Consider the following 23,485-nt stretch of genomic DNA (forward strand, 5'->3'; position numbering starts at 1 on the left):
TTAAGGCTTTGTTAAAAAAGGTGAAGGAATTTTTTATGAAAGCAGAAGAAGAGGGATTTGGCAGAAAAGAATCGGCGTTTATTTTGACTTCCCTATAAAAGATATGGTAAAATAAGATATTATGTATGAATCAAATTTGTTCAAGGAGGAAGCGTATGTCTCAGGACAAACAGAAAAATATTCGAAATTTTTGTATCGTGGCACATATTGACCATGGTAAATCCACGCTGGCAGACAGATTGATCCAGAAAACGGGTCTTTTGACAGATAGAGAAATGCAGGAACAGGTTTTGGACAACATGGACCTGGAAAGAGAAAGAGGCATCACCATCAAATCGCAGGCGGTGCGTCTGATTTACCGTGCGCAGGATGGGGAGGAATATCAGTTCAACCTGATCGATACCCCCGGTCATGTGGACTTCAATTATGAAGTTTCTCGTTCCCTGGCGGCCTGCGAAGGTGCTGTGCTGATCGTTGACGCAGCCCAGGGCATTGAAGCGCAGACATTGGCAAATGTATATCTGGCATTGGATAATAATTTGGAAATATTGCCTGTCATCAATAAGATCGATCTGCCCAGTGCAAACCCCGCATGGGCAAAACAGGAGATTGAGGATATCATTGGGATCCCTGCGGAGGATGCCCCTGAAATCTCCGCAAAAAACGGCATTAATATTGAGGAGGTATTGGAACGTATCATTACAGATATTCCTGCCCCTACAGGCGACCCTGATGCGCCCTTGAAGGCTTTGGTATTCGACTCTGTTTACGATCAGTACCGGGGTGTTATCGTTTTGATGCGTGTCTTTGATGGAAAGATCCGCAAGGGCAGCAAGGTAAAAATGATGGCAACGGGGAAGGAATTTGATGTGGTTGAGGTTGGTATTTTTGGCCCCGGCCGTTTCCTGCCTGCCGATGAACTGAGCGCAGGGATGGTAGGCTATTTTACCGCCAGCATCAAAACAGTATCCGATACCCGCGTGGGCGATACAGTAACAGAAGCAGCCAGACCGACGGCGGAAGCTCTTCCCGGCTATAAAAAGGTAAACCCCATGGTTTACTGCGGCATTTTCCCTGTGGATGGCGCAAAATATCCTGATTTGCGGGATGCTTTGGAAAAATTGCAGCTGAATGATGCCGCACTGTTCTTCGAGCCGGAAACTTCCATTGCTCTGGGCTTTGGTTTCCGTTGTGGTTTTCTAGGCCTGCTGCATTTGGAAATCATCCAGGAAAGACTGGAAAGGGAATATAATCTGGACTTGGTTACAACAGCACCCAGTGTTATTTATAAAGTATATCTGACAGATGGTACCAGCTTCGATTTATCTAATCCCAGCAATATGCCTGACCCTGCCCGTATCGAAAAGATGGAAGAACCCATCGTAAAGGCAGAGATTATGCTGCCCAAGGATTATATCGGCCCTATTATGGAGCTGTGCCAGCAGCGTCGTGGGGAATATATCAGTATGGAATATCTGGATTCTACCAGAGCAATGCTGACTTATCACATGCCCCTGAATGAAATTATTTACGATTTCTTTGATGTTTTGAAATCCAGAAGCCGCGGCTATGCTTCCTTTGATTACAGCCTTATCGGCTATCAGGAAAGCGAATTGGTGAAGCTGGATATTCTGGTTAATAAAGAGCCTGTGGATGCTTTGTCTTTTATTGTGCATAAAGGCTCTGCAACAGAGCGAGGCAGAAAGATGTGCGAAAAGCTGAAAAAGGAAATTCCCAGACATTTGTTTGAAATTCCCATCCAGGCAGCCATCGGCAGCAAGATCATCGCCAGAGAAACCATCAGTGCCATGCGGAAAGATGTATTGGCGAAGTGCTACGGCGGTGATATTACCCGTAAGAAAAAACTGTTGGAAAAGCAAAAAGAAGGGAAAAAACGTATGCGCCAGATTGGCAGCGTAGAAGTACCGCAGCAGGCATTTATGTCTGTGCTGAAGCTGGACGAGGATTAAGTGAGCCCGGCGGAAAAAGAGGAAAGATAAAAAAACGATGTGATGAACAAAAATCACATCGTTTTTTTAATTGTGTTTTTTATCATAAATAAAAATTTATATGAGAAAAAAGAAGTTTAGCTTAAGATTTTGTGGATTTCTTGTGCAATAGATTGCAGTGTTTGGATATGCTGTTCTTTCCGCATGTTCATACGGGTCGTTGGGCCGGAACAGCTGATGGCAGCGATAGGATGACCGGAAGCATCGAAAACAGGCACGGCGAAACAAGTCAAGCCGATTTCGGATTCTTCTTCATCGCAGGCATATCCATTTTCACGAATCGTTTCTAATATTTCCAGAAATTCTTTTGCGGTTTTGATAGAAAATTCTGTTTTGGCTGAAAATTCTGCTAATTTGATGTATTGATTCACCACCTGTTCGGATTCAAAGGCAAGGATCGCCTTGCCGGTGCCGGTCAAATGGGCCTGCTGGTGGAATCCAAGAGGCGTATCCATCTTCAGAAGAGAGTCGCTAACGACTTTATCCAGAAAAACGACATGTGTTGTATCATCCAATATGGATAAATGAGAGGACTCACCAGTTTCCTTCATTAATTTCGCCAGATAAGGATGAATGATGGAAACCAGCTCAGCACGGCTGTATACCAACTGACCTAAAGTGAACAATTTTAGCCCAAGGCGGTATCTATTTGCATCATCCCGCAGAAGGTATCCTCTGCTTTCCAGAGTAACCAACATACGAAAAACAGTACTTCTATTGATTCCGGAAAGAGCAGAAATTTCAATTGGGGTCAGTTCCGGAGCGGTGATAAAAAGATTCAGGATGGAAAGTGCATTATCTAAGGAACTTAGAATATATTTGCTGTTATTGTCTGGATTCAATAAAGACACCTCGTTTCGATGTTTTTTTCAGTATATCAGTTGGGCAATTTTTCGTCAATGAAATCAAAATCTATTTTGTGCAAATTTCATATTTACATACAATATTTATATCGTTATAATAAATTTAAAGTTCGATATAATAAATTGTAATTCGCATAGAGAAATGATATGAAGGAGGAGGAGTATGAAAAAAGTGATTTCCGCGGGAGCAGCTGCAAAACTGATTCCCGATGATGCGAGAGTTGCTATTGGCGGTTTTTTGGGTTTTGGATGCCCGGAAGAAGTATTAAAAGCAATTCGAAAAAATTACGATGAAGTTGGTCATCCTAAAAATATGACTTTGATCAAAGGTGTCAGCATTGGCGACAAAGGGGAAAGAGGAATCAATCGCCTGGCAGCAGATGGACTTTTGAAATGCGTCATCTGTTCTCATTTTGGATTGGAGCCGGGGATTGCAAAAATGGCAGCGGAGAATAAATTCTTCAGCTATATGCTGCCGCTGGGAACCATCACCGATTGGTTCAGAGCAGTAGCAAGCCATAAACCTGGGCTGACTACCTATGTGGGCCTTGGGACTTTTGTAGACCCCCGGATCGAAGGAGCGAAGGGGAATGAACTGACAAAAGAAAAGGGCGGCGATATCGTTTCCCTGATGGAATTGAATGGAAAAGAATGTCTGTATTATGAAACGGCACCTTTGCATGCTTGTGTCATCCGCGGCACCTACGCCGATGAGGACGGCAACATCTCCTTAGAGAAAGAAGCCATCCATGGAGACCAGCTGGAGATTGCCGCAGCGACCCATAACAGCGGCGGGATCGTTATCGTGCAGGTGGAAAAGATTGTAAACCGAGGAACATTAGATCCCCGAGATGTGAAGATCCATGGTTTTATGGTGGATTATGTTGTGGTGGCAAAGCCTGAAAACCATCCGCAGACCTTTACAAGCGATGTATATCAGCCGGAACTGACAGGAGATGTGCGTATCCCTCTGGATGCAGTGGAAAAAATGCCGCTCCAGGAAAGAAAGATTTGCGGCAGAAGGGCTGCATTGGAGTTAAAGCAAAATACACTGGTAAATCTGGGCATCGGGATGCCCGATGCTGTGGCTGCAGTTGCAGCGGAAGAAGGCATCTCTTCTGAATTTACGCTTTCTATTGAATCGGGCGTTTTGGGCGGCGTACCTTTAGGCGGGCTGGCCTTGGGCGGCAGTATCAATCCGGAAGCCTTTTATAAGATGCCTGATATCCTGAATGTTTATGACGGCGGCGGCCTGGATATGGCGGTGCTTGGCCTGGCAGAGATGGATGAAGCGGGCAACCTGAATGTATCCAAATTCAATGGAAAGGTAATGGGTCCCGGTGGGTTTATCAATATCGTACAGCATACACCCTTTGTTATTTTCACAGGAACCTTTACAGCAGGCAAATCCGATATCCGTGTGGAAAATGGAAAGCTGCACATTGTGAAAGACGGGAATGTGCTGAAATTCAAAAAGAATGTGGAACAGATTACTTTCAGCGGCGAAATGGCTATCAAAAAGAAACAGAAAGTAATGATTGTAACAGAAAGAGCAGTTTTCCTTTGGACGGAAAAGGGGCTGATGTTAACGGAATATGCCCCCGGCGTGGATGTTGAAAAAGATATCATTGGAAAAATGGAGTTTCGTCCGTTGATCTCCCATGCATTGAAAGAAATGGATCAAGCAATATTTATGGATGAACCACTGGGTAAAGAAGCTTTCTTTAAGGAATAAAAGAAAATATGAAAGGAGCAGTGAAAGCATGAAAGAAATTCGTTTACATGGCCGCGGCGGACAAGGTGTTGTAAAAGCATCTCAGCTGGTGGTAAAAGCGGCAGTGGCAGGTGGAAGCCATGGACAGTTTATTCCATTCTTTGGGGTGGAAAGAAAGGGTTCCCCTGTTTTTGGGTATCTGAGACTGGATGATAAAAGCATCCGCTGCAAAACACAGATTTATGATCCCGATATTCTGGTGATCATGGATGATTCTCTGGTTACGCTGCCGCAGACCTACGCAGGGTTGAAGGATGGCGGCATGGTCATCATCAACTCTATAAAGACTATGGAAGAACTGCAGATTCCTGAAAATGCAGGAACTGTAGCCATGGTAAATGCGTCCGGCATTTCTGAAGCACTCTTTGGCAGAAATATCCCCAATACAGCAATGCTGGGCGCCTTTGCAAAAGTGACAGGTCTGGTGGATAAAGATATTCTGTTTGAGGAAATCGCAAAAACCTTCGGGGAAAAGAACAGAGTTGCCGCAATCAATGCCTATGAACAGGTTAAGATTGTAAAAGGATAAGGAGGGATACTATGGCTGAACGTTTACATATCACACCAATCGGTGATGACGGCATGTATATTCTGGATACAGCAAGCTGGCGCGTTTTTCGCCCGGTCATGAATAAGGAAAAATGTGTGGAATGCGGGATGTGCCTGACATACTGTCCTGTAAATGCAATTCGGGGAACAGAAGATAAAAAATACTTTATTACTTATGATTATTGCAAAGGCTGCGGCATCTGTGCAGAAGAATGTCCGAAGAAAGCAATTGATATGGTTCCGGAAGGAGGTCAGGAATAATGGGGAAAATCAAAGTACTTATTGGTAACTATACAGCGACAGAAGCGGCTGCTCTTTGCCGTCCCGATCTGATCGCAGCATATCCCATTACGCCTCAGTCTTCTGTTGTAGAAGGTCTGGCGGCGAAGGTACATAATGGCGAACTGGATGCGAATCTGGTTCAGGTAGAATCGGAACACTCCGCTATGAGCGTTGTGCAGGGGGCAGCAGCCGGCGGCGGCAGAGTTTTTACAGCAACCTCCGCACAGGGGCTGGCTCTGATGTATGAACCCTATTTCCGTATGTCCACCCTGCGTATGCCCATGGTCATGGCACTGGCAACAAGAGAAATGACTTCTCCTGAAACCGTATGGAGCGGCCAGCAGGATGCCATCTCTGTCAGAGATGCAGGCTGGATCCAGGTATTCTGTGACAGCAACCAGGAAATCATGGATATGGTGATTCAAGGGTATAAACTGGCAGAACATCCTGATGTACTGATTCCTGTCAATGTTTGCTACGATGGTTTTTACAGTTCTCATCTGACAGAAGGCGTAGATGTGCCGGAACAGGAGGAAGTAGACGCTTTCCTGCCTGCGCCTTCCTTCCAACATTGTGTACTCGACCCGAAAAAGCCTTTCGCTCTGGATCCGCTGACCCCTGGTCCTTTGCTGATGAAATATCGAAAGAGCCATCTGGATGCCATGGAAAAAGCCCTGGAAGTGCTGGAAGAGATCGATAAAGAATTTGGTGAAAAATTTGGTCGTTCCTATGGTGGTGCCATTTCAGAATATCGCGCAGAAGATGCAGAGGTTGTACTGATTACCATCGGCGGTATGACTGGCGCAGGTATGGATGCAGTGGATATCGCCAGAGAAAAAGGTATCAAAGCAGGTTTGATCAAGCTGAGATTTATCCGTCCTTTCCCTGCAAAACGAATTGCCAAAGCACTGGAAGGCAAGAAAGCCTTTGCAGTTGTGGATCGTTCCGTTTGCTTCGGCTGGAGTCAGGGACCTATGCATATGGAAGTAAAAGCAGCATTGGCGGATGTGGATGAAAAATATGCCCATTTTTCTGCTATCGGCGGTCTGGGTGGTGCAGATATTTCTCTGCGGAATATGCTGGAAACCATTGAACTGCTGGATGCACAGAAAAATGAACCCGGTGAAAAGACCACAAAATGGTTTATGAATGAATAAGGAGGTTTTGTGGATGAGTTATATTGATGTATTACGTGAAGCACAAGATCAGGTCACACCCGGCATGTCTGCATGTCAGGGGTGCGGCGGCGAACTGATTTTGAGAACAATTTTGAAAGTTGCCGGAGAAGATACAATCATTGGTATCCCTCCCGGGTGTATGGCAGGTGCCGGTGTCGTAGGGTGGAACTATGCCAACGGCTTGAAAATTCCCGTACATATCCCTCTGTTGGATAACACAGCCTCCTTCCTGACCGGTCTGAGCCAGATGTATCAGAGAAAAGGCAGACCAGATGTTAATATTGTTGCGCTGGCTGGGGATGGCGCAACAGCAGACTGTGGGTTCCAGAGCCTGTCGGCAGCAGCCGAAAGAAATGAAAAGATGCTGTATGTTTGCTACGACAATGAAGGCTATATGAACACAGGGTATCAGAGAAGCTCCACCACGACAAAGGGTTCCAGAACTTCCACAACTCCCATCGGTTCTGTCATCAACGGCAAACAGCAGCAGCAGAAATATCTGCCTCTGATCCTTTCCATGCACAATGTGGAATACTGTGCAACGGCATCTCCTTCCAATATGGCAGACTTCGTTGCAAAAGTGCAGAAAGGTTTGGAAGCAAGTAAAAAAGGCTTTGCTTATCTGCATGTATTTTCTCCCTGTCCTACAGGCTGGTCTTATGCGCCTGAAAAAGCAATTTCTGTTGCACGGAAGGCAGTGCAGTCCAATCTGTTCCCTCTGTGGGAAAAGGATACACAGGGCTACCATTTGAATTATGAAAACAAGAATCCCATGTCTATTGCTGACTTTGTAAAGGGCATTGGCAAATTTAAAGATCTGACAGAAGAAGATATTGCCGAAATTCAGGCATCGGTGGATCAGAGATATGATCTGCTGCGCCGGATTTGCGATTGAGACCATTTCTTCTTTGCAGATCTGAATATTTCGGTGATTTAAACTTGGAAAGAAAAGAAGGGAAGATATGGTAAATTTTGCAGATAGAATGAGTCAGTTGAAAGGCTCCGAAATTCGTGAATTTATGGCGTTGACAGCAAAGCCTGATATTATTTCTTTTGCAGGCGGCATGCCGGCACCGGAGTTATTCCCTGTTGATGAAGTTATTGAGGCAATGGTTACTGTATTGAAGGAAAATGGACAGGAAGCACTGCAGTATGGTACAACAGAAGGCGTTCCCAGACTGCGGGAACAGATCGCGGAACGTATGAAAGCGAAAAATAATATCATCACTGATATCGACCATATTCTGATGACTTCCGGTTCTCAGGAGGGGCTGGCATTTTCCGCTCAGGTTTTCCTGAATAAAGGCGACGTGGTTCTGATGGAAAGTCCTTCTTATCTGGGAGCGATTAACGCTTTTAGAACATGTGAGCCCAATTTCATTGACATTCCCACAGACAGTGAAGGAATGCTGATGGATGAACTGGAACGTGTTTTGGAAACAACAAAAAATGTTAAAATGATTTATGTGATTCCTGATTTCCAGAATCCTTCCGGCAAGACATGGTCTTTGGAACGCCGCAAACAGTTCATGGAGATCATAAACAAATATGAAATTCCGGTTATTGAAGATAACCCCTATGGGGAGCTGCGTTTTGAGGGAGAATATCTGCCAGCACTGAAATCTCTGGATACCAAAGGCCTTGTGGTTTATCTGGGGACATTCTCCAAGATTCTGGCGCCCGGGTTCCGTCTGGGCTGGGTATGCGCGGAGGAAAGCATTCTGGCAAAATATAATTTCATCAAACAGGCATCCTCTTTGCAGGCACCTACGATTTCTATGCTGGCTGCTTCTAAATGGATCGATATGTTTGATCTGGATGCCCATGTGGAAAAGATCAGAGAATGCTACAAAAACAGAAAGAATACAATGATCGATATCATGCGGAAAGAACTGCCTGACAGCTGCAAATTTACGGATCCCGAAGGCGGTCTCTTTACATGGATCGAATTGCCTGAATCTGTGAATGCAAAAGAGCTTTCCATGAAATGCCTGGCAGAAAAGGTCGCATTTGTAACAGGTACAGGATTTTATCCCAATGGTGGGCATGAAAATACTCTGCGGCTGAATTACTCTAATATGCCCGAAGAAAAAATTGTAGAAGGCATGAAAAAGCTTTGCAGGATCATAAAAGAAAATCTTTGAGGAAAGCATAATGGATATTGTATCGGGGATGTTTTTGAAAGGAATATAGTCTGATACTGGTTTCTATCCAGATATCCATTGATCCTTGTTTTAAATAGAAAAAAACAAGCCCCGCTGCTATGCAGCGGGGCTTTGAAGATTATTCATATTCACCTGTTACTTCTGTAATATATCCGTTTTTATCCAGTTTCAGAACCAATGTGAATTCGTCATCATCATCGTCAAAATTATCTTCCAGCCATTCAATGAAATCTTCCATCGTATCAATTTTGCTCATGCCGCTGCCATCGATATCTACATCGATATCATCGGCATCATCTTCATCAAATTCATATTTGAAGGAAGTACCGCTCTTGGTTCCTTTCAATTTCAGGTAATCATCATCCCAGCTTGTCAGGATCCCTTTGGCTTTTGTCACTTTGCCGCTGATTTCGGTAATCTCGTCATCATCCAAGGTCAGGGTCACGGAGAGGGTTTTGCCGTCTCTGTAAGCATCATAAAGTTCTTCCCAGTCCTTGATTTTGGTTTTGCCGTCTGTGATTTCGATATCTACATCATCAGTATCGCTGGCTTCATAGGTTTTGCTGCCGATTTTGATGGTGCCTTCCTCATCATCATCGTCGTAGGTTACTTTGGAGATGGTGCCGTCTACTTCATCCTCATCGTCATCATCATCTTCGTCTGTGGAAGCTTCAATTTTTGTAACATAATCTTTGCTGTCCAGTGTCAGCTTCACATAGAGATATTCATCATCCTCGTAGAGATCATACAGATCTTCATAGTCTTTTGTCTTGCTGTCGATTTTTACGGTTACATCGTCAGTATCCTTGATGTAATATTTTGTAGATTTGTTTTTCAGCTTAATGTAGCCTTCTTCTTCATCTTCATCATAGGAAACTGTGGAAACTTCGCCTTTGACAGTATCGCCGTCATCATCGTCATCTTCAATAGAACCGGTGATCTTTGTGACTTCACCTTTGCTGTTGAGGGTCAGCGTTACTTCGATGGTCTGGTCATCATCTTCACAGTCTTTGAACAGGTCATATAATCCTTCCAGGTCATAACTCTTTTTATCAATGGTGATATCTACGTCATCGCCATCGTCGATTTTATAGGTGCTTGTTTTTTCGATAACGATAGAGCCATCATTATCGTCATCATCATAGGTTACTTTTGTCAGAGTGCCCTTTGTTGCCTTTTCGCTGGTTGTTTTTGTTTCGCAGGTTGCAGCCAGTTTGGTGATGCGGCTACTGCTGTCCAAAGTTAAAGTTGCTTTGATGGTATTGCCATCTTTGAACAGGGTTACCAGGTTGGAAACAGAAGAGGATGCGCCATTGAGGGTGATTGTAACTCCATTAGAAGCAAAAAGATAATAGGCGTTGCTGTTTTCAAAGTTTACATACAGATTGTTCATGTCTTTGATCGTACCGCTCTGGGTAGAAGAGACAGAAGAAGTAGAAGTTGTAGAGGAAGAATTTGTGGATGTTGTAGATGTGGCAGACGTTGTTTCCTTCTGCAGCACATTATACAGATTTGTGACCAGTACAGCAGTTTCGGTACGGTTCAGTGTTTTTTTAGGGTTAAAATTGCCTGTATCATCCCCATTAACAACACCAACTTCATTCAAAAGAGCAACATAGGGGCGCGCTTCGGAGGAGATGCTGCTGTTGTCGTTGAATTTTGTTGTTGTGGCGTTGGCAGAATAAGAGGAAACGCCAGTGGTCAGAGCGCGGCCTAGGATAGTTACCGCCTGTTCTCTTGTGGCAGGCAGATTAGAGCCATTTTTCATAAAGCTACTCAGATTGGAGATGGAGATGATTCCTTCTTCCAGGCAGAAAGAAACAGCGGGGTGCGCCCATTCCTGAATGCCGTATGTAGTCAGAACAGTGGCCCATTTTTCTGTTACGGAAGAACTGGCAGAAGCTTTTCCTGACTGCTGCAGCAGTTTATATGCCAGCTGGCAGGATTCTGCCAGAGATACAGAATCTCTGGGGCGGAAATATGTTTTGCCGTTGCTGGTTTCGCCAACGACCAGCCCTAAATCGGCAGCTTTATTGATGGCGGTTTCCGCACCGGGCCAAGGAGCCTGATTGATATCCGCAAAGGTTGCCGCATAGGCGGAAACAGGCTGACAGGCTAAAAGTGCCGCTGCCATAAATGCTATAGTTTGTTTTGCTTTATTATATTTCATAGGACAAGCCTCCTTTTTGTGTTTGTAACTGAGAATAGTATATCAAATTTGTAACAACTATAGCAAGATTATATTATAAAATGCGCCATTTTTTATAAAAATTGGATGAATTTAAGAAAGAATTAAGAATTTGAAAAATCGGTTTTTCTGAAATAGTAGGCTTTTTGGGCATTTTGCCCATGGGAAAGAGAGATTTACCGCCTATTTACAGCCATAGATCTGAGGATAGCAGTAGGACAAGGGGCTGTCTGATGCAAGCGAAAACTTTGTGGATCTCCTTTCTGCAGCCAGAAAAACATGGAAGCAGCAGAAAACCCAACGGGACATCCATTGGCGAAAACGGGAAGAAAATACCATAAAAGCCGGCGGAATAAGGACTGTGGCTGGAAGGATTATTCAGATAACAGAACAGGTTATCTTGAAATAAAAATGCAGTTTATCAACCGGCAAAGGGCAGAATGAAAAAGTATATCGGTATGCAGAAAGGAGCAGCAATCCTGCCAATTCGTCTTTATACAAAACGGTTCAACAAATGTTAAGAATGACGCCAAGCCAACGGAGAGACATATCTTTCCAGGAAAAAACATAGAGTGTCAGTAAGATGCTTTTGGGAGGAATGGGAGGATGAAAAAACACAGAAAAGCGGCGGTACTTCTGTCACTGCTGCTGGCGGTACTTTTACTTGTACCTGTCTATGGCGCGGAAACAGAACCGTTGACTTTGGAAAGCAAAAGCGCTGTGCTGATGGACGCGGCAACGGGAACGGTTTTATATGAGAAGAACAGCCATGAAGCTATGCCGCCGGCCAGTGTGACGAAGGTCATGACGCTGCTGCTGATTTATGAGGCAGAAGAAGCCGGACAGTTTAAATGGGAGGACAGTGTGCAGGTTAGCGAGCATGCGGCCGGCATGGGCGGTTCTCAGGTTTTTTTAGAGCCGGGAGAAATGCAAACGGCGGCAGATATGACAAAGTGCATTGCCATCGCTTCTGCCAACGATGCGGCGGTGGCTATGGCGGAATTTGTGGCGGGCAGCGAAGAGGCTTTTGTGGAACGGATGAATCAAAAAGCAGAGGAACTAGGGATGGAAGATACTCATTTCGTGAATGCCTGCGGGCTGGATGTAGATGGACATGAGACCAGTGCTTATGACATTGCGCTGATGAGCCGGGAACTGATGACCCGCTTCCCAGAAATTCAGGAATACACCACCACATGGCAGGATACCATTATACATAAGACCCGCAAGGGTGAATCGGAATTTGGCCTGACGAATACCAATAAGCTTATCAAATGGTATGAAGGGGCAACAGGATTGAAAACGGGCTCTACGGGGAAAGCCTTATATTGCCTTTCCGGCACGGCGGAGCGAAATGGGCTGCACCTGATTGGGGTTGTTATGGCTGCGCCGGATTTCAAAGTACGTTTTCAGGAGACCATGAAGCTGTTGGATTATGGCTTTGCCAATTATACTGCCCAAAAAGGACTGCCTGCCGGGCAGGAAATGGCAGAGATCCCTGTTGCCAAAGGAATGGCGGACAGCGTACCTGTGGTGGTGAAAGAAGAGATTTCTATGCTGCTGAAAAAGGACAGGAGCGGCGATTGGGAAACACAGACAGAAGTTTTACCCGGTATGGATGCACCTGTAACGGTAGGGGAAAAGGTGGGCGAACTGGTCTATCTGATCAATGGGGAAGAGGTAGGACGGACAGATTTGGTGACGGCAGAAGCGGTGGAAAAAGCCAATATCAATATCATGCTGCAGCGGATGCTGAAAAATTGGTTTTAAAGGGTGCTTGTCTGCGCCCTTTTTTATAAAAATAAAAAATTGCCAGAACAGAGTTTCATTGAAAATGTCAAGCCTTGTATGTTTCTGGTGTTTTTGGGCTGAATACTGTCTTTTCTTTGGGGAGAAAGTAAGTTTGGAACAAAAAACGAAAATTTATTGTTCCGAAAAATGCAGTTGGGAGAGGAGAAGATGCAGCGAATCAAAAGAAAACAGTTTTTTTCAGTATTCCCGCTGGCAGCAATTTTCATACCGATTCTGCTTTGGCTTCCGCAGACGGTACAGGCATCAGAACAGCGGGAACTGGTTCCTGTGGGGCAAACTGTCGGGGTAACGATGGATACGAAGGGACTTTTGGTTTTGGGGACAGGCTTTGTAAACGGAGCGGATAATGAGACGTATGAGCCCAGCAAAGGTGTCCTGAAAATCGGAGATCTGATATTGAAAGCCGACGGGGAATCCATGGAGAATAAGGAAGCTTTTCTGGAAGCAGTGGAAAGCAGCGGCGGCGAGACCATGAAACTGCTTTTGGAACGAAACGGCAGACAAAAGGAAGTGAAGATCACGCCGGTTTTTAGTGCAGCAGACAATGCGTTTAAAATCGGCGTCTGGATTCGGGACAGCATCCAGGGCATCGGTACAGTGACCTATTATGACCCCGCAAGCGGAACTTTTGGAGCCTTGGGACATGGGGTTTATGATGTGGATACCGATGAGCTGATGACCATCCGGGAAGGCTCTCTGGTGGATGCTGACCTGACTGAGATTGTGAAAGGGCAGAAAGGTACAGCCGGGGAGTTGATGGGGAAAGTGAACCGGGAGGAAAAATTAGCCCATATCGAAAAAAATACAGAAGTGGGTATTTATGGTATGGCAGAAGAAGAGGTTTTTGCGGGGCAGGCGATTCCTGTTGCCGCTGCGGATGAGGTCAAAAAAGGCAAAGCTGTTCTGCTTTCCGACCTGGAAGGCGGAAAAGTGAAGGAATATGCCTTGGAGATCGAAAGTATCGACCGCAATGGCGGAAAAAGCAATAAGGATATGACCATCCGCATTACGGATGAGCGTCTGCTGCACCTGACGGGAGGCATCGTGCAGGGGATGAGCGGCAGCCCGATCCTGCAGGATGGTAAACTGGTGGGCGCGGTGACCCATGTGATGTTAAATGAACCTGCAAAGGGCTATGGAACATTTATCGAGACCATGTTGGCGGCGGCATAAGCAGACAGCGGCGGGGTATCCCGCCGCTATTTTTATCCAAAGCAGGTTTTGTTTTTGAAAAAAAGAGAAAAGCAGGTTTTTTGGGAAAAAGCAGCTTATCATTCGCCAGAGCTAAAAAAATAGATTGAATTTTTCCAGACACAGAAAGGGGAACTCTTTTTTTATATGGATATTTATGGTATAATTATCCTATATAACGGTATTTTAAAATAGGATTCCAATCATAAAAAAATAAACAAGGAGAGTTTTCATGGATCACTTGCTTTTTGTTCCGGAAGCAGTCTATATCATATTGTTGCTTTGCAGCTGGATCGCGGCGTTGTTTTCCGGTATTGCGTTCGTTTATGGCATACAAATGAAAAAAGAAAACCGTACTGTGGCAAGGTGGGGCGGTGTTTTTGTTGTTTGCCTGCTGCTGATCTTTTTGCTGATGGATGGAATCGTTTCGGCTGCGGGATAAGGAGTTTATGGTGGAAAAGCTGCCATAAAAGGAAAAGAGAACATACATAGAAAGGAACGAAGTTCCTTGTTTGAGCGAAGAAAAAGACCGATTTTATCGGTCTTTTGTCGTTTACTGAAAGACATTTTTCCGCTACTGAATGGTAAAAACCTCCTTTTTTTGGTATTTACGCTCCTAAAAGTGCATTTGGGTTTTGTTGTATGGCAAAATTTTTTGACAGCATTTATAATAGAATCGACAGAAGACGGAAGGGAAGCCGCTTTTCCTGTCAGAAAACGGAGAAACATTTAAGAAATGGGGTGCACTTTTATGAAAGGAAACGAAAAAAGCAAAGTGATTCTGGCGGATCGTGATGGGTTTTACCTACAACGTCTGAAGCGCTGCTTGGAACGGAAGGGGGACATGACGGTCATGGGGATGACCGACAGTGGACCTGCTGTGCTGGAGATGGCGAAGCAAGGCAAGCCGGATGTGATTCTGATGGACATTTTGCTGGGAGAACGGGATGGCTTCTGGGTTCTGGAGAACCTGAAAAAAGAAGGCATCAGCTGTATCTGCATCCTGATCTCTGCGATAGATAGCGATAAACTGGTGCGTCAGGCAATTATCCTTGGGGCGGATTACTATATGGCAAAGCCCATTCAAGGAGATCTGCTGATGGAACGGATCCATCAGCTGCTGCGTCAGGAAAGTGGCGAGAAAGCCCAGGGGGCGAAAAAAGAAAAGGAACCGGAAATAGCAGAAAATCCGTTTCGGAATCTGGAAGGGGAAATTTCTGTGATGCTGAGCCGGATGGGGATTTCAGCCAGCATCAGGGGCTATCATTTCATCCGCAAGGCAGTATTGATGGCGGTAGAGGATCAGGACGTGCTTGTGGGCATCACCAAAGGGCTCTATCCGGATATTGCCAAGATGTATAAGACTTCCGCCAGCAAGGTAGAGCGTGCAATCCGCCATGCCATTGAAAGTGCATGGAAGAAAAACGGCCCGCAGGTATATTTTGAGGCGGCAGGCTATTTGCCGGCAGAAAAGCCCACGAATGGGCAGTTTATCGCTGCATTATCAGAATTTTTTCGTATCCAAGGAGAAGAAAGACCAAAAAAGATCGGCTGAAGGGAAAAAGGCGTGAGGAATCACGTCTTTTTTCTTTGTGCGCTTAAGCACGAAGAAACCACCAGCTCTGCTGGTGGAATAAGGTACTTATAGCAGTAAAATCTCCTTCGATATAATGGAAGTGGTTCCCCAACCGCTTTCAAAATCAAAGGAGGTTTTGTCATGAATGACATTAAAAGTTTATTACATTCATAATGCGGTTGGTGGAACTATTCAATGGGTGTCAAGACGCTGTGCCTGTAATATGCCCTTCTAGAGCTGGTATAAACCACTAGTTTAGCTAGCGGTTTTGATTAGGTATGAAGGGGATTCTCCCCTGGATTTTTTCAGTATGATTCAAAATGCTTTGATAGAAAGGATAATAGAAATCAGGGAGAGACAGATTACTTCCAGTTTGTAAATGAAAAATGAACTGTAGAAAACTCTGGCAAGGATAAAATATTTTTAGAAAGCATAGCTATTTTAGGCAGTTTTTTCAGTCGCTTTTCGATATAATATGCTGTTAACTGAGGGTCTAATTGATAGATAAACATAGGAGCGGCATATTTGTTTGCAGATGTTTTCTTAATTTTCATCCGAATAAAATATTCATGCCCGCAGGTGCATTTCGCTAAAGAAATATATTTGATATCGTTTTGGGAAATCCACTCCATATGATCCATAGTTTTGTTGCAGCAGGGACAGAAAATATCTTGTTTAGAGGTTGCTTTAAAAGCAGTTTTTTTACTTGGATAAATAAATGCGTCAGAAGTTTGACCTGCTACATTTGGATATTCTGGAGTGATCTTTTTCTTGCGATATGAAGAATAGTCTGCAAAGGCTCTGTTTAAATCTAATGTTTGGCAGACTTCATATGTATTCAATGCGTCATGCAGTGCATCATGGGCTTCTAAGGGAACTTTATTGATTTTTTCCATGGCATAAAGCAGAGAACACTGCCTGTTTTCATGGGCGATTTGACGATCAAAGATTAACTGGAGATTATATGCTGCAGGAATCCAGTTTGGATCCAGTTTATAAAGATTCAAGTTGGCCCTCAGAATACGCAGGTCATCATTTCCCCAAGTGAGAAGGGTAAACTCATCACCGCACCAATCTTTAAAATATCTGAATGCTGTAGGAAATGAGAAGCCATAAGCAAAGTCTGCTTCAGAGATATGGGTTAATTCTGCTACTTTCCAATGCAGCTTCTTATAATATTTTGGTGCAATGCCGATTTTAAATGTTTCGATTTTTTTGAAGGATTCATCTAACTTTACGGCACCAATCTGGATAATTTCTCCTTCCAGATATAAATGAAGTTTTTTGATCGCCTGATTCCATTCCAAATCTAAAATGATATATTTCATAAATGATCCCCTCCGTAAAGATTTTTGTCGAGTTCTGTTTTATCTTGAAAAAAGCATATCAAATTTCGTGTACAAAAATACGGACTTTTGTTATAAAGTGCAGACGGTTTTTGATAGAACAAATCATTTGGAATTTCCGAATTGCTCATGAAATTTTTATAAAGAAGCAGGTTTTCCTTGTCTTCATTTTTTTGTTGCGTTGAGAATTTTGATTCAGGATGAGAGTATGAAGCCAAGAAAGGGGGCGCAGAAATGATACAATGGGGATTGGACGGATAAAAGATACAAATGTAATAAAGAATGCAGAAAGGCATTTTTATATGAGTACAAGAAATAACAGAATTTTGAATTTTACTGCAGGAATCAGGGGGCTTTGGCATCAGTGCAGTTTATTACTTTTGAGACTGTAGAGGAGACAAAAATTATGATTACAGAAAAGGATCCAAAAAACTGTATATTTGAAGGCTATGCTTTGCAGCGCAGTCTGCAGGCAAGGAGATGTTTCAGCGATTTTCGATATTTTGTTTAAACAATATCTTTCTGAAAATTGGGAGAAAAATTTAATTGAATACTATATGAACACTGTATGGATTATATCTGTACTGCGCATTAGATATTTTTACATATGTGATTTACAGAGCAGAAAACAGAAAATAGTGCATTTTGCAGGCATCACTTTGGCGTTCAATCTGATGGCAAAGGCCTATATTATTGGGTCAATCTGGAATGGCGGGGACAATGGTTTTTATAAAAAAGAAAATAAAATGCAAGAAAAATCTGCAGTGTTTTTGGGGGCATTTTACTAGATTTTCACAATGTTTTTACCCAATCCAGATAGTTTGGGTTTTAAGAATATGATTAAATGATTGTGAAAATAAAAGAAGCGGAAAGGAGCATTGCAGATGCTTGAATTGAAGAATATTAAAAAAACTTATGATGGCGTACCTGTGCTGAATGGCATCGATCTGACCATTGAAGAAGGCGAAATCGTTTCTATCCTTGGCCCCAGCGGCTGCGGCAAAACAACACTGCTGAACCTGATCTTAGGGCTGACAGATGCAGATGGTGGCAGCATTATTTTTGAAGGTAAAGATATTACAAATGTGCCTATGGAGAAAAGAGGATTTAACATTGTATTTCAGGATTATGCCCTGTTTCCTAATCTGAATGTATATCAGAATATTACATATGGTCTGAAAAACAGTCCCAATATTTCTACAAAAGAAGAAGTAGAAGATCTGATCGAACTGCTGGGTTTGCGTCCGCACTTGGAAAAGAAGATCGAACAGCTTTCAGGCGGGCAAAAGCAGAGAGTAGCTTTGGCAAGAACCATGGTGATGAAGCCGAAGATCCTGCTGCTGGATGAACCCCTGAGTGCCCTGGATGGGGTCATCAAAGAATCTATCAAGGAAAAGATCAAGCAGATTGCGAAGGAATACCACCTGACAACAATCATCGTTACCCACGACCCGGAAGAAGCTTTGACTCTTTCCGATAAAGTGCTGATTGTGAATGAAGGAAAAATCTCTCAATTCGGTGCGCCGGAAGAGATTATTGCCAGACCCGGCAATGCTTTTATCAAAGAATTTATTTTAAGTCAGCTGGAGATCAAGAAAAATAATATTTTTGCATTGTTCCAGCAGGAAGCGAAAGTACAGGCGGTATAAGAGTATGGTTATCAGAAAAGAACGAGAAATCAAAACCATCTATGGAATCATCCTACTGTTTTTTGCAGCATTTCTGGCAGTTCCTATCATCCGCTTGCTGGTGGAATCTTTCGTTTTGGACGAAGGGTGGGGAGTTGCAAATTATATAGAAGTATTGACAGAGAAAGGATTTTTGACAGCTTTTGGAAATAGTGTCAAGGTTTCGCTCAGCGCGGCGGTCATTTCTACGATACTGGCATTTTTTCTGGCTTACAGTATCCAATATACGAATCTTCCTGCTGTAGGGAAAAAGATGATCCGCCTGCTGGCAGTGCTGCCGATGCTCCTGCCGACGATTACCTATGGCTTTGCGATCATCTATTCCTTCGGGAAGCTGGGGCTTCTGACAAAGCTTTTTGGCAGACAGCTTTTTGAAATCTATGGGTTTTATGGGCTGCTCTTTGGCTATGTCATCTATACCCTGCCCATTTCTTTCCTGCTGATTTTAAATGCTATGGGCTTTATCGATAAAAAATTTATGGTCGTTTCCCGTGTTATGGGGGACAGCCCCTTTTCTACATTTTTGCAGACGGTTTTCCGCCCTCTGTTGGGGACACTGGCGGCCTCTATGGTGCAGTGCTTTTTCCTTTGTTTTACGGATTACGGTATCCCAGCTTCTGTAGGGGGAAAATATCAGGTGGTAGCAACGGTGCTGTATAATGAAATGCTGGGCAGCATCCCGGATTTTCAGCAGGGCGCAGTTGTAGCGATGCTGATGCTGATTCCCTCTGTCCTGAGTATTGCTCTGCTGCATTATCTGGAAAGATACAGTATTCGTTATAACAAAATTTCTACAATAGAATTTAAGAAAAATTATTTGAGAGACGGCATCTGCGGCGTTGGCTCTGCGGTGCTTTTGCTGACGATGCTGTCCATCTTCCTGGTGATTCTGATTGTTCCCTTCGTAGATGAATGGCCTTATCGCATCAAATTTACATTGGAACATTTGCAGGCGGTATTGAGAGACAGCAGCCTGACGATGGTTTATAAAAACTCTATTTTGGTTGCAGTATTTACTGCGATCATCGGCCTTCTGGTGACTTATGGTGCAGCTTTGGCTACAGCCCGCAGCGGTATGAAGAAACAATATAAAAAGATCATCGACAGTATTGCCCTGATCACCAATACGATTCCCGGTATGGTAATCGGTATTGCATATATGCTGATCTTTTCCGGCACATCCCTGCAGAACACCTTCCGGCTGATGATCCTGTGCAACGTGATCCACTTCTTTTCCACTCCTTATCTGATGATGAAGGGGTCTTTGGAAAAGCTGAATAATTCTTGGGAGACAACAGCAGCCCTGATGGGCGACAGCTGGATCAAGACGATTATCCGCATCGTGACACCAAATATGAAATCTACCATTTTGGAAGTATTGAGCTATTACTTTGTCAATGCTATGGTAACGGTCAGTGCCGTTGTCTTCATTGCTGGTGCAAGAACAATGGTATTGACAACAAAAATCAAAGAATTGCAGTATTATACCAAATTTAATGAAGTATTTGTATTATCGTTATTTATCCTTGCCACAAATTTAATTATAAAAGGTGTGCTGGGTTATGTAATTAAAAGAGAAAACAAATAACAGTAAAAAGGAGAAAGAACAATGAAAAGAAAATTTGCATTACTGATGACAGGTATTATGGCTATGTCTGCACTGGCAGGCTGCGGCGGCTCTGAAACAGCTGCAGAAGGCGGCAGCGCGGCGGAACAGGTTATTATTTATTCCAATGCGGATGATGAAGCGGTGGAAGCAATGAAAGCAACATTGGATGCAAATGGTTATGCAGACCAGTATATCTTCCAGACCTTTGGCACATCCGAACTGGGCGGCAAAGTACTGGCAGAAGGCACAAATATCGAAGCAGACCTGCTGACCCTGAGCACATTCTATATCGACAGTGCCCAGGAACAGCAGAATATGTTCCAGGATTTGCAATTTGAATTCCACCTTTTGGATGGCAGCGAAAGTACATATTGTGCGCCGATTACTTCTCAGGAAGGTTGTATTATTGTAAATACAGAAGTGCTGGCGGAAAACAACCTGCCTATGCCCACTTGCCTGAAAGACCTGGCAGATCCTGTATATAAAGATATGATCTCTGTAACAGATGTAAAAAGTTCTTCTACAGCATGGCTGCTGATTCAGGCGTTGGTAAGTGAATATGGTGAGGACGGCGCAAAAGAAGTATTGACAGCCATTTATGAAAATGCTGGCCCTCACATCGAAAGTTCCGGTTCTGCCCCTCTGAAAAAAGCCCGTGCCGGTGAAGTAGCAATTGGTTTTGGTCTGCGTCAGCAGGCAGTCGCTGATAAAGCGGAAGGTCTGCCGATCGACTATGTTGACCCTACAGAAGGAAACTTCTCTCTGACAGAATCTATCGCAGTAGTAGATAAAGGGGAAGCTACAAACCCTCTGGCACAGGAAATGGCAGAATGTATTATTCTGAATGGCAGAAGTGCACTGCAGAGCTACTATCCGAATGCCATCTATGAAGGCGAAACAACAGATTCTGTAAATGCTTCTGCATATCCGAAAACCTTTGCGGAACCTTTGACAGTTGCCCTGCTGGAAAAACACCAGGAACTGTCCGAAAGCTGTAAATAAAAAAATTAGACAAGCAAAATATTGAAAATAAACCAGAATTGGAAAATGATGGATGAAAGTAAGGAGAGAACCATGCTGAATTATAAATTGCTGACACCCGGTCCTCTGACAACGACGGAAACTGTAAAAAAACAGATGATGGACGATCATTGTACATGGGATGAAGATTACATGAAGATCACAAGAGCGATCCGCAGCAAGCTGTTGGAACTGGCTCATGTAAAAGAACCTGAATATACTGCAGTCCTAATGCAGGGCAGTGGTACTTTCGGTGTAGAATCTGTGCTGACAAGTGTGATCGGCACAGAAGAGAAACTGTTGATTGCTGCCAATGGTGCTTACGGGAAACGTATGGCGCAGATTGCACAGCACGCGGGCATCAACTATGTGATGTATGAAGAACCCTTCGATCAGATGCCTTCTGCGGAAAAGATTGCAAAGATTCTGGCAGAAGATGCGGCGATCACCCATGTTTCTATGGTCCACAGCGAAACAACCTCTGGTATTTTGAATGATATCGCTTCTGTAGCAAAAGCAGTAAAAGCCGCTGGCAGAACTTTTATTGTGGATGCGATGTCCAGCTTTGGCGGTGTAGAGATCAATGTAGGTGAATTGGGGATTGATTTTCTGATCAGCAGTGCGAATAAATGTATCCAGGGGGTACCTGGTTTCTCTTTCATCATCTGTAAAACAGATAAACTGGTAGAAAGTAAAGGCAAAGCAAGAAGTTTGTCTTTGGATCTCTATGAACAGTGGGAAACGATGCAGAAAGACGGGAAATGGAGGTTCACTTCTCCTACCCATGTGGTGCTGGCATTCTGGCAGGCACTGCAGGAACTGGAAGCAGAAGGCGGTATCCCTGCCCGATTCAACAGATACAACAACAACAAAAACTACCTGATTGCACATATGAGAGAAATGGGCTTCCGCCCTTTCATCGAAGACGAAAATCAGGGGCCTATCATCACAACTTTCTACTATCCTGAAAATACCGATTACGATTTCAATGAAATGTATCAGTATATCAAGGAAAGAGGCTATGCAATCTATCCCGGTAAGCTGACAGACGCAGAAACTTTCCGCATCGGTCACATTGGTGAAATCTACGAAGAAGATATGAAAAAGCTGTGCGAAATTTTCAGGGATTTTATGGAGGAGAAAAAATGAAATATGATGGTATAATTTTTGACTGGGCAGGCACAACGGTTGATTATGGCAGCTTTGCACCTGTAAAGGCATTTGTTGAAGCTTTTGAAGCGTTCGGCATCACGCCTACGCTGGAAGAAGTACGCAAGCCCATGGGTATGCTGAAGATTGACCATGTACGCACCATGCTCTCCATGGAACGCATCAGCAAACTGTGGGAAGAAATCCACGGCAGAGCATGGACAGAGGCAGATGTACAGCAGGTATATGAACTGAGTGAAAAGAAGATCATTGAAATTGTCCATCAGTTTGCGGAACCGAAACCCTATGTGAAAGAAACGATTGCTGAGCTGCGGGCGATGGGGATGAAAATTGGCTCTACAACAGGCTATACAGATGAAATGATGGAAATCGTAGTTCCCGCGGCAAAAGCAGCAGGATATGAAGCAGATTGCTGGTTCAGCCCGGATTCTGTTGGCAAATGCGGCAGACCTTATCCGTATATGATTTTCAAAAATATGCAGGAATTAAAACTGCAGGATATCAGAAGAGTGATGAAAGTCGGCGATACCGTAGCAGATATCAAGGAAGGCAAAAACGCCGGTATGGTTTCTGTAGGGATTGTAGAAGGCAGTTCGGTTGCTGGCCTGACACAGGCAGAATATGAAGCACTGACAGCAGAAGAAAAAGAGACGCTGTATCAGAAAGTGGCAAATATTTACTATGAAGCAGGTGCGGATTATGTTGTAAGAGATATTCGTGGTATCGTAAAACTGGTGAAATAAATATTTATTGCGGGGGTGTGCAGGAAAGGCTTTTTATGATAAGCTTTGAAGGCTGAACAGGAAGGTTCACAACTTTTTGAACGTTATAGATGCTATGGATACGAAAGACAGACATGTCAAGAAAATCCTGAGTTTTCAGGACTTCTGATATGTCTGTTTTCTGTTATTCGGAAAGACCGCTTTTGTATGGAATACTCAATTTGCCATAGATATACCTATATTTCCAGTAGGGAAGAAAAGCATAATTTTTTGTGGGTCTATGATGACAGCATCCCTAAAAACTTCATTTTATCTGATTTATGTTGTATAATGAAGATAGCAA

17 protein-coding genes and 1 pseudogene are annotated in these 23,485 nt (G+C 43.7%); 15 read left to right on the forward strand and 3 right to left on the reverse strand.

The genetic code is table 11. The annotated features are described in order from the left end of the window. Positions 1–155 precede the first annotated feature (155 nt). Entirely contained in the window at positions 156–1,970 is a 1,815-nt protein-coding gene (gene lepA / locus ACI39P_RS06930) for a translation elongation factor 4 (protein ID WP_439719939.1), read from the forward strand. Positions 1,971–2,086: 116 nt separating this feature from the next. Here lepA and ACI39P_RS06935 read toward each other — a convergent pair whose 3' ends face one another. After that, positions 2,087–2,851, reverse strand: a complete 765-nt coding sequence (locus ACI39P_RS06935; protein ID WP_439719940.1) for an IclR family transcriptional regulator domain-containing protein — start codon at positions 2,849–2,851, stop codon at positions 2,087–2,089. Between the two features lie 184 nt (positions 2,852–3,035). Here ACI39P_RS06935 and ACI39P_RS06940 point away from each other — a divergent pair, with 184 nt between their 5' ends. From ACI39P_RS06940 to ACI39P_RS06965, 6 genes are all read left to right on the forward strand, one after another. Further along, complete coding sequence (locus ACI39P_RS06940) at positions 3,036–4,607, forward strand: CoA-transferase (RefSeq protein WP_439719941.1); 1,572 nt, start codon at positions 3,036–3,038, stop codon at positions 4,605–4,607. A gap of 28 nt (positions 4,608–4,635) precedes the next feature. Continuing rightward, positions 4,636–5,175, forward strand: a complete 540-nt coding sequence (locus ACI39P_RS06945; RefSeq protein WP_439719942.1) for a 2-oxoacid:acceptor oxidoreductase family protein — start codon at positions 4,636–4,638, stop codon at positions 5,173–5,175. 11 nt (positions 5,176–5,186) lie between these two features. After that, entirely contained in the window at positions 5,187–5,456 is a 270-nt protein-coding gene (locus ACI39P_RS06950; protein WP_439719943.1) for a 4Fe-4S dicluster domain-containing protein, read from the forward strand. Then, on the forward strand, positions 5,456–6,634 hold the full coding sequence (locus ACI39P_RS06955) for a transketolase C-terminal domain-containing protein (RefSeq protein WP_439719944.1): 1,179 nt from the start codon (positions 5,456–5,458) through the stop codon (positions 6,632–6,634). Before ACI39P_RS06950 ends, ACI39P_RS06955 begins: the two co-directional genes overlap by 1 nt. Before the next feature lie 13 nt (positions 6,635–6,647). Further along, positions 6,648–7,550 carry a thiamine pyrophosphate-dependent enzyme gene (locus tag ACI39P_RS06960; protein ID WP_439719945.1) on the forward strand — a complete coding sequence of 301 codons (903 nt, stop codon included), beginning with the start codon at positions 6,648–6,650 and terminating at the stop codon, positions 7,548–7,550. Positions 7,551–7,617: 67 nt separating this feature from the next. Further along, a complete protein-coding gene (locus ACI39P_RS06965; RefSeq protein WP_439719946.1) occupies positions 7,618–8,799 on the forward strand; it encodes an aminotransferase class I/II-fold pyridoxal phosphate-dependent enzyme in 1,182 nt (393 codons plus the stop codon). 139 nt (positions 8,800–8,938) lie between these two features. Here ACI39P_RS06965 and ACI39P_RS06970 read toward each other — a convergent pair whose 3' ends face one another. Next, positions 8,939–10,990 (reverse strand): S-layer homology domain-containing protein, encoded by a 2,052-nt coding sequence (locus ACI39P_RS06970; protein ID WP_439719947.1) that lies wholly within the window; start codon positions 10,988–10,990, stop codon positions 8,939–8,941. A 624-nt stretch (positions 10,991–11,614) separates the two neighbouring features. On the opposite strand from ACI39P_RS06970, the gene ACI39P_RS06975 reads away from it, so the two are divergent. The 4 genes from ACI39P_RS06975 (at position 11,615) to ACI39P_RS06990 (ending at position 15,566) form a co-directional block, all read left to right on the forward strand. Beyond that, entirely contained in the window at positions 11,615–12,778 is a 1,164-nt protein-coding gene (locus ACI39P_RS06975) for a serine hydrolase (protein WP_439719948.1), read from the forward strand. A 189-nt stretch (positions 12,779–12,967) separates the two neighbouring features. Beyond that, positions 12,968–13,993, forward strand: a complete 1,026-nt coding sequence (gene spoIVB, locus ACI39P_RS06980; protein ID WP_439719949.1) for a SpoIVB peptidase — start codon at positions 12,968–12,970, stop codon at positions 13,991–13,993. Between the two features lie 250 nt (positions 13,994–14,243). Continuing rightward, positions 14,244–14,453: a hypothetical protein gene (locus ACI39P_RS06985; RefSeq protein WP_439719950.1), complete on the forward strand. Its 210-nt coding sequence runs from the start codon at positions 14,244–14,246 to the stop codon at positions 14,451–14,453. 309 nt (positions 14,454–14,762) lie between these two features. Continuing rightward, on the forward strand, positions 14,763–15,566 hold the full coding sequence (locus ACI39P_RS06990) for a sporulation initiation factor Spo0A C-terminal domain-containing protein (protein WP_439719951.1): 804 nt from the start codon (positions 14,763–14,765) through the stop codon (positions 15,564–15,566). A 383-nt stretch (positions 15,567–15,949) separates the two neighbouring features. Here the strand turns inward: ACI39P_RS06990 and ACI39P_RS06995 are convergent, their stop codons facing one another. Then, complete coding sequence (locus tag ACI39P_RS06995) at positions 15,950–16,915, reverse strand: exonuclease domain-containing protein (protein ID WP_439719952.1); 966 nt, start codon at positions 16,913–16,915, stop codon at positions 15,950–15,952. Between the two features lie 902 nt (positions 16,916–17,817). On the opposite strand from ACI39P_RS06995, the gene ACI39P_RS07000 reads away from it, so the two are divergent. From ACI39P_RS07000 to phnX, 4 genes and pseudogenes are all read left to right on the forward strand, one after another. Continuing rightward, positions 17,818–18,582 carry an ATP-binding cassette domain-containing protein gene (locus ACI39P_RS07000; RefSeq protein WP_439719953.1) on the forward strand — a complete coding sequence of 255 codons (765 nt, stop codon included), beginning with the start codon at positions 17,818–17,820 and terminating at the stop codon, positions 18,580–18,582. Positions 18,583–18,586: 4 nt separating this feature from the next. Beyond that, positions 18,587–21,232: pseudogene (locus tag ACI39P_RS07005) on the forward strand (extracellular solute-binding protein). A gap of 72 nt (positions 21,233–21,304) precedes the next feature. Continuing rightward, the gene (gene phnW, locus ACI39P_RS07010; protein ID WP_439719954.1) at positions 21,305–22,399 is read left to right on the forward strand and encodes a 2-aminoethylphosphonate--pyruvate transaminase; all 1,095 of its coding nucleotides are present in this window, start codon (positions 21,305–21,307) and stop codon (positions 22,397–22,399) included. Further along, positions 22,396–23,163 carry a phosphonoacetaldehyde hydrolase gene (gene phnX / locus ACI39P_RS07015; protein WP_439719955.1) on the forward strand — a complete coding sequence of 256 codons (768 nt, stop codon included), beginning with the start codon at positions 22,396–22,398 and terminating at the stop codon, positions 23,161–23,163. Before phnW ends, phnX begins: the two co-directional genes overlap by 4 nt. Positions 23,164–23,485: the final 322 nt, after the last annotated feature.

It is taken from the genome of Anaerotignum sp. (assembly GCF_051877975.1).
Classification (GTDB): Bacteria; Bacillota; Clostridia; order Lachnospirales; family Anaerotignaceae; genus Anaerotignum_A.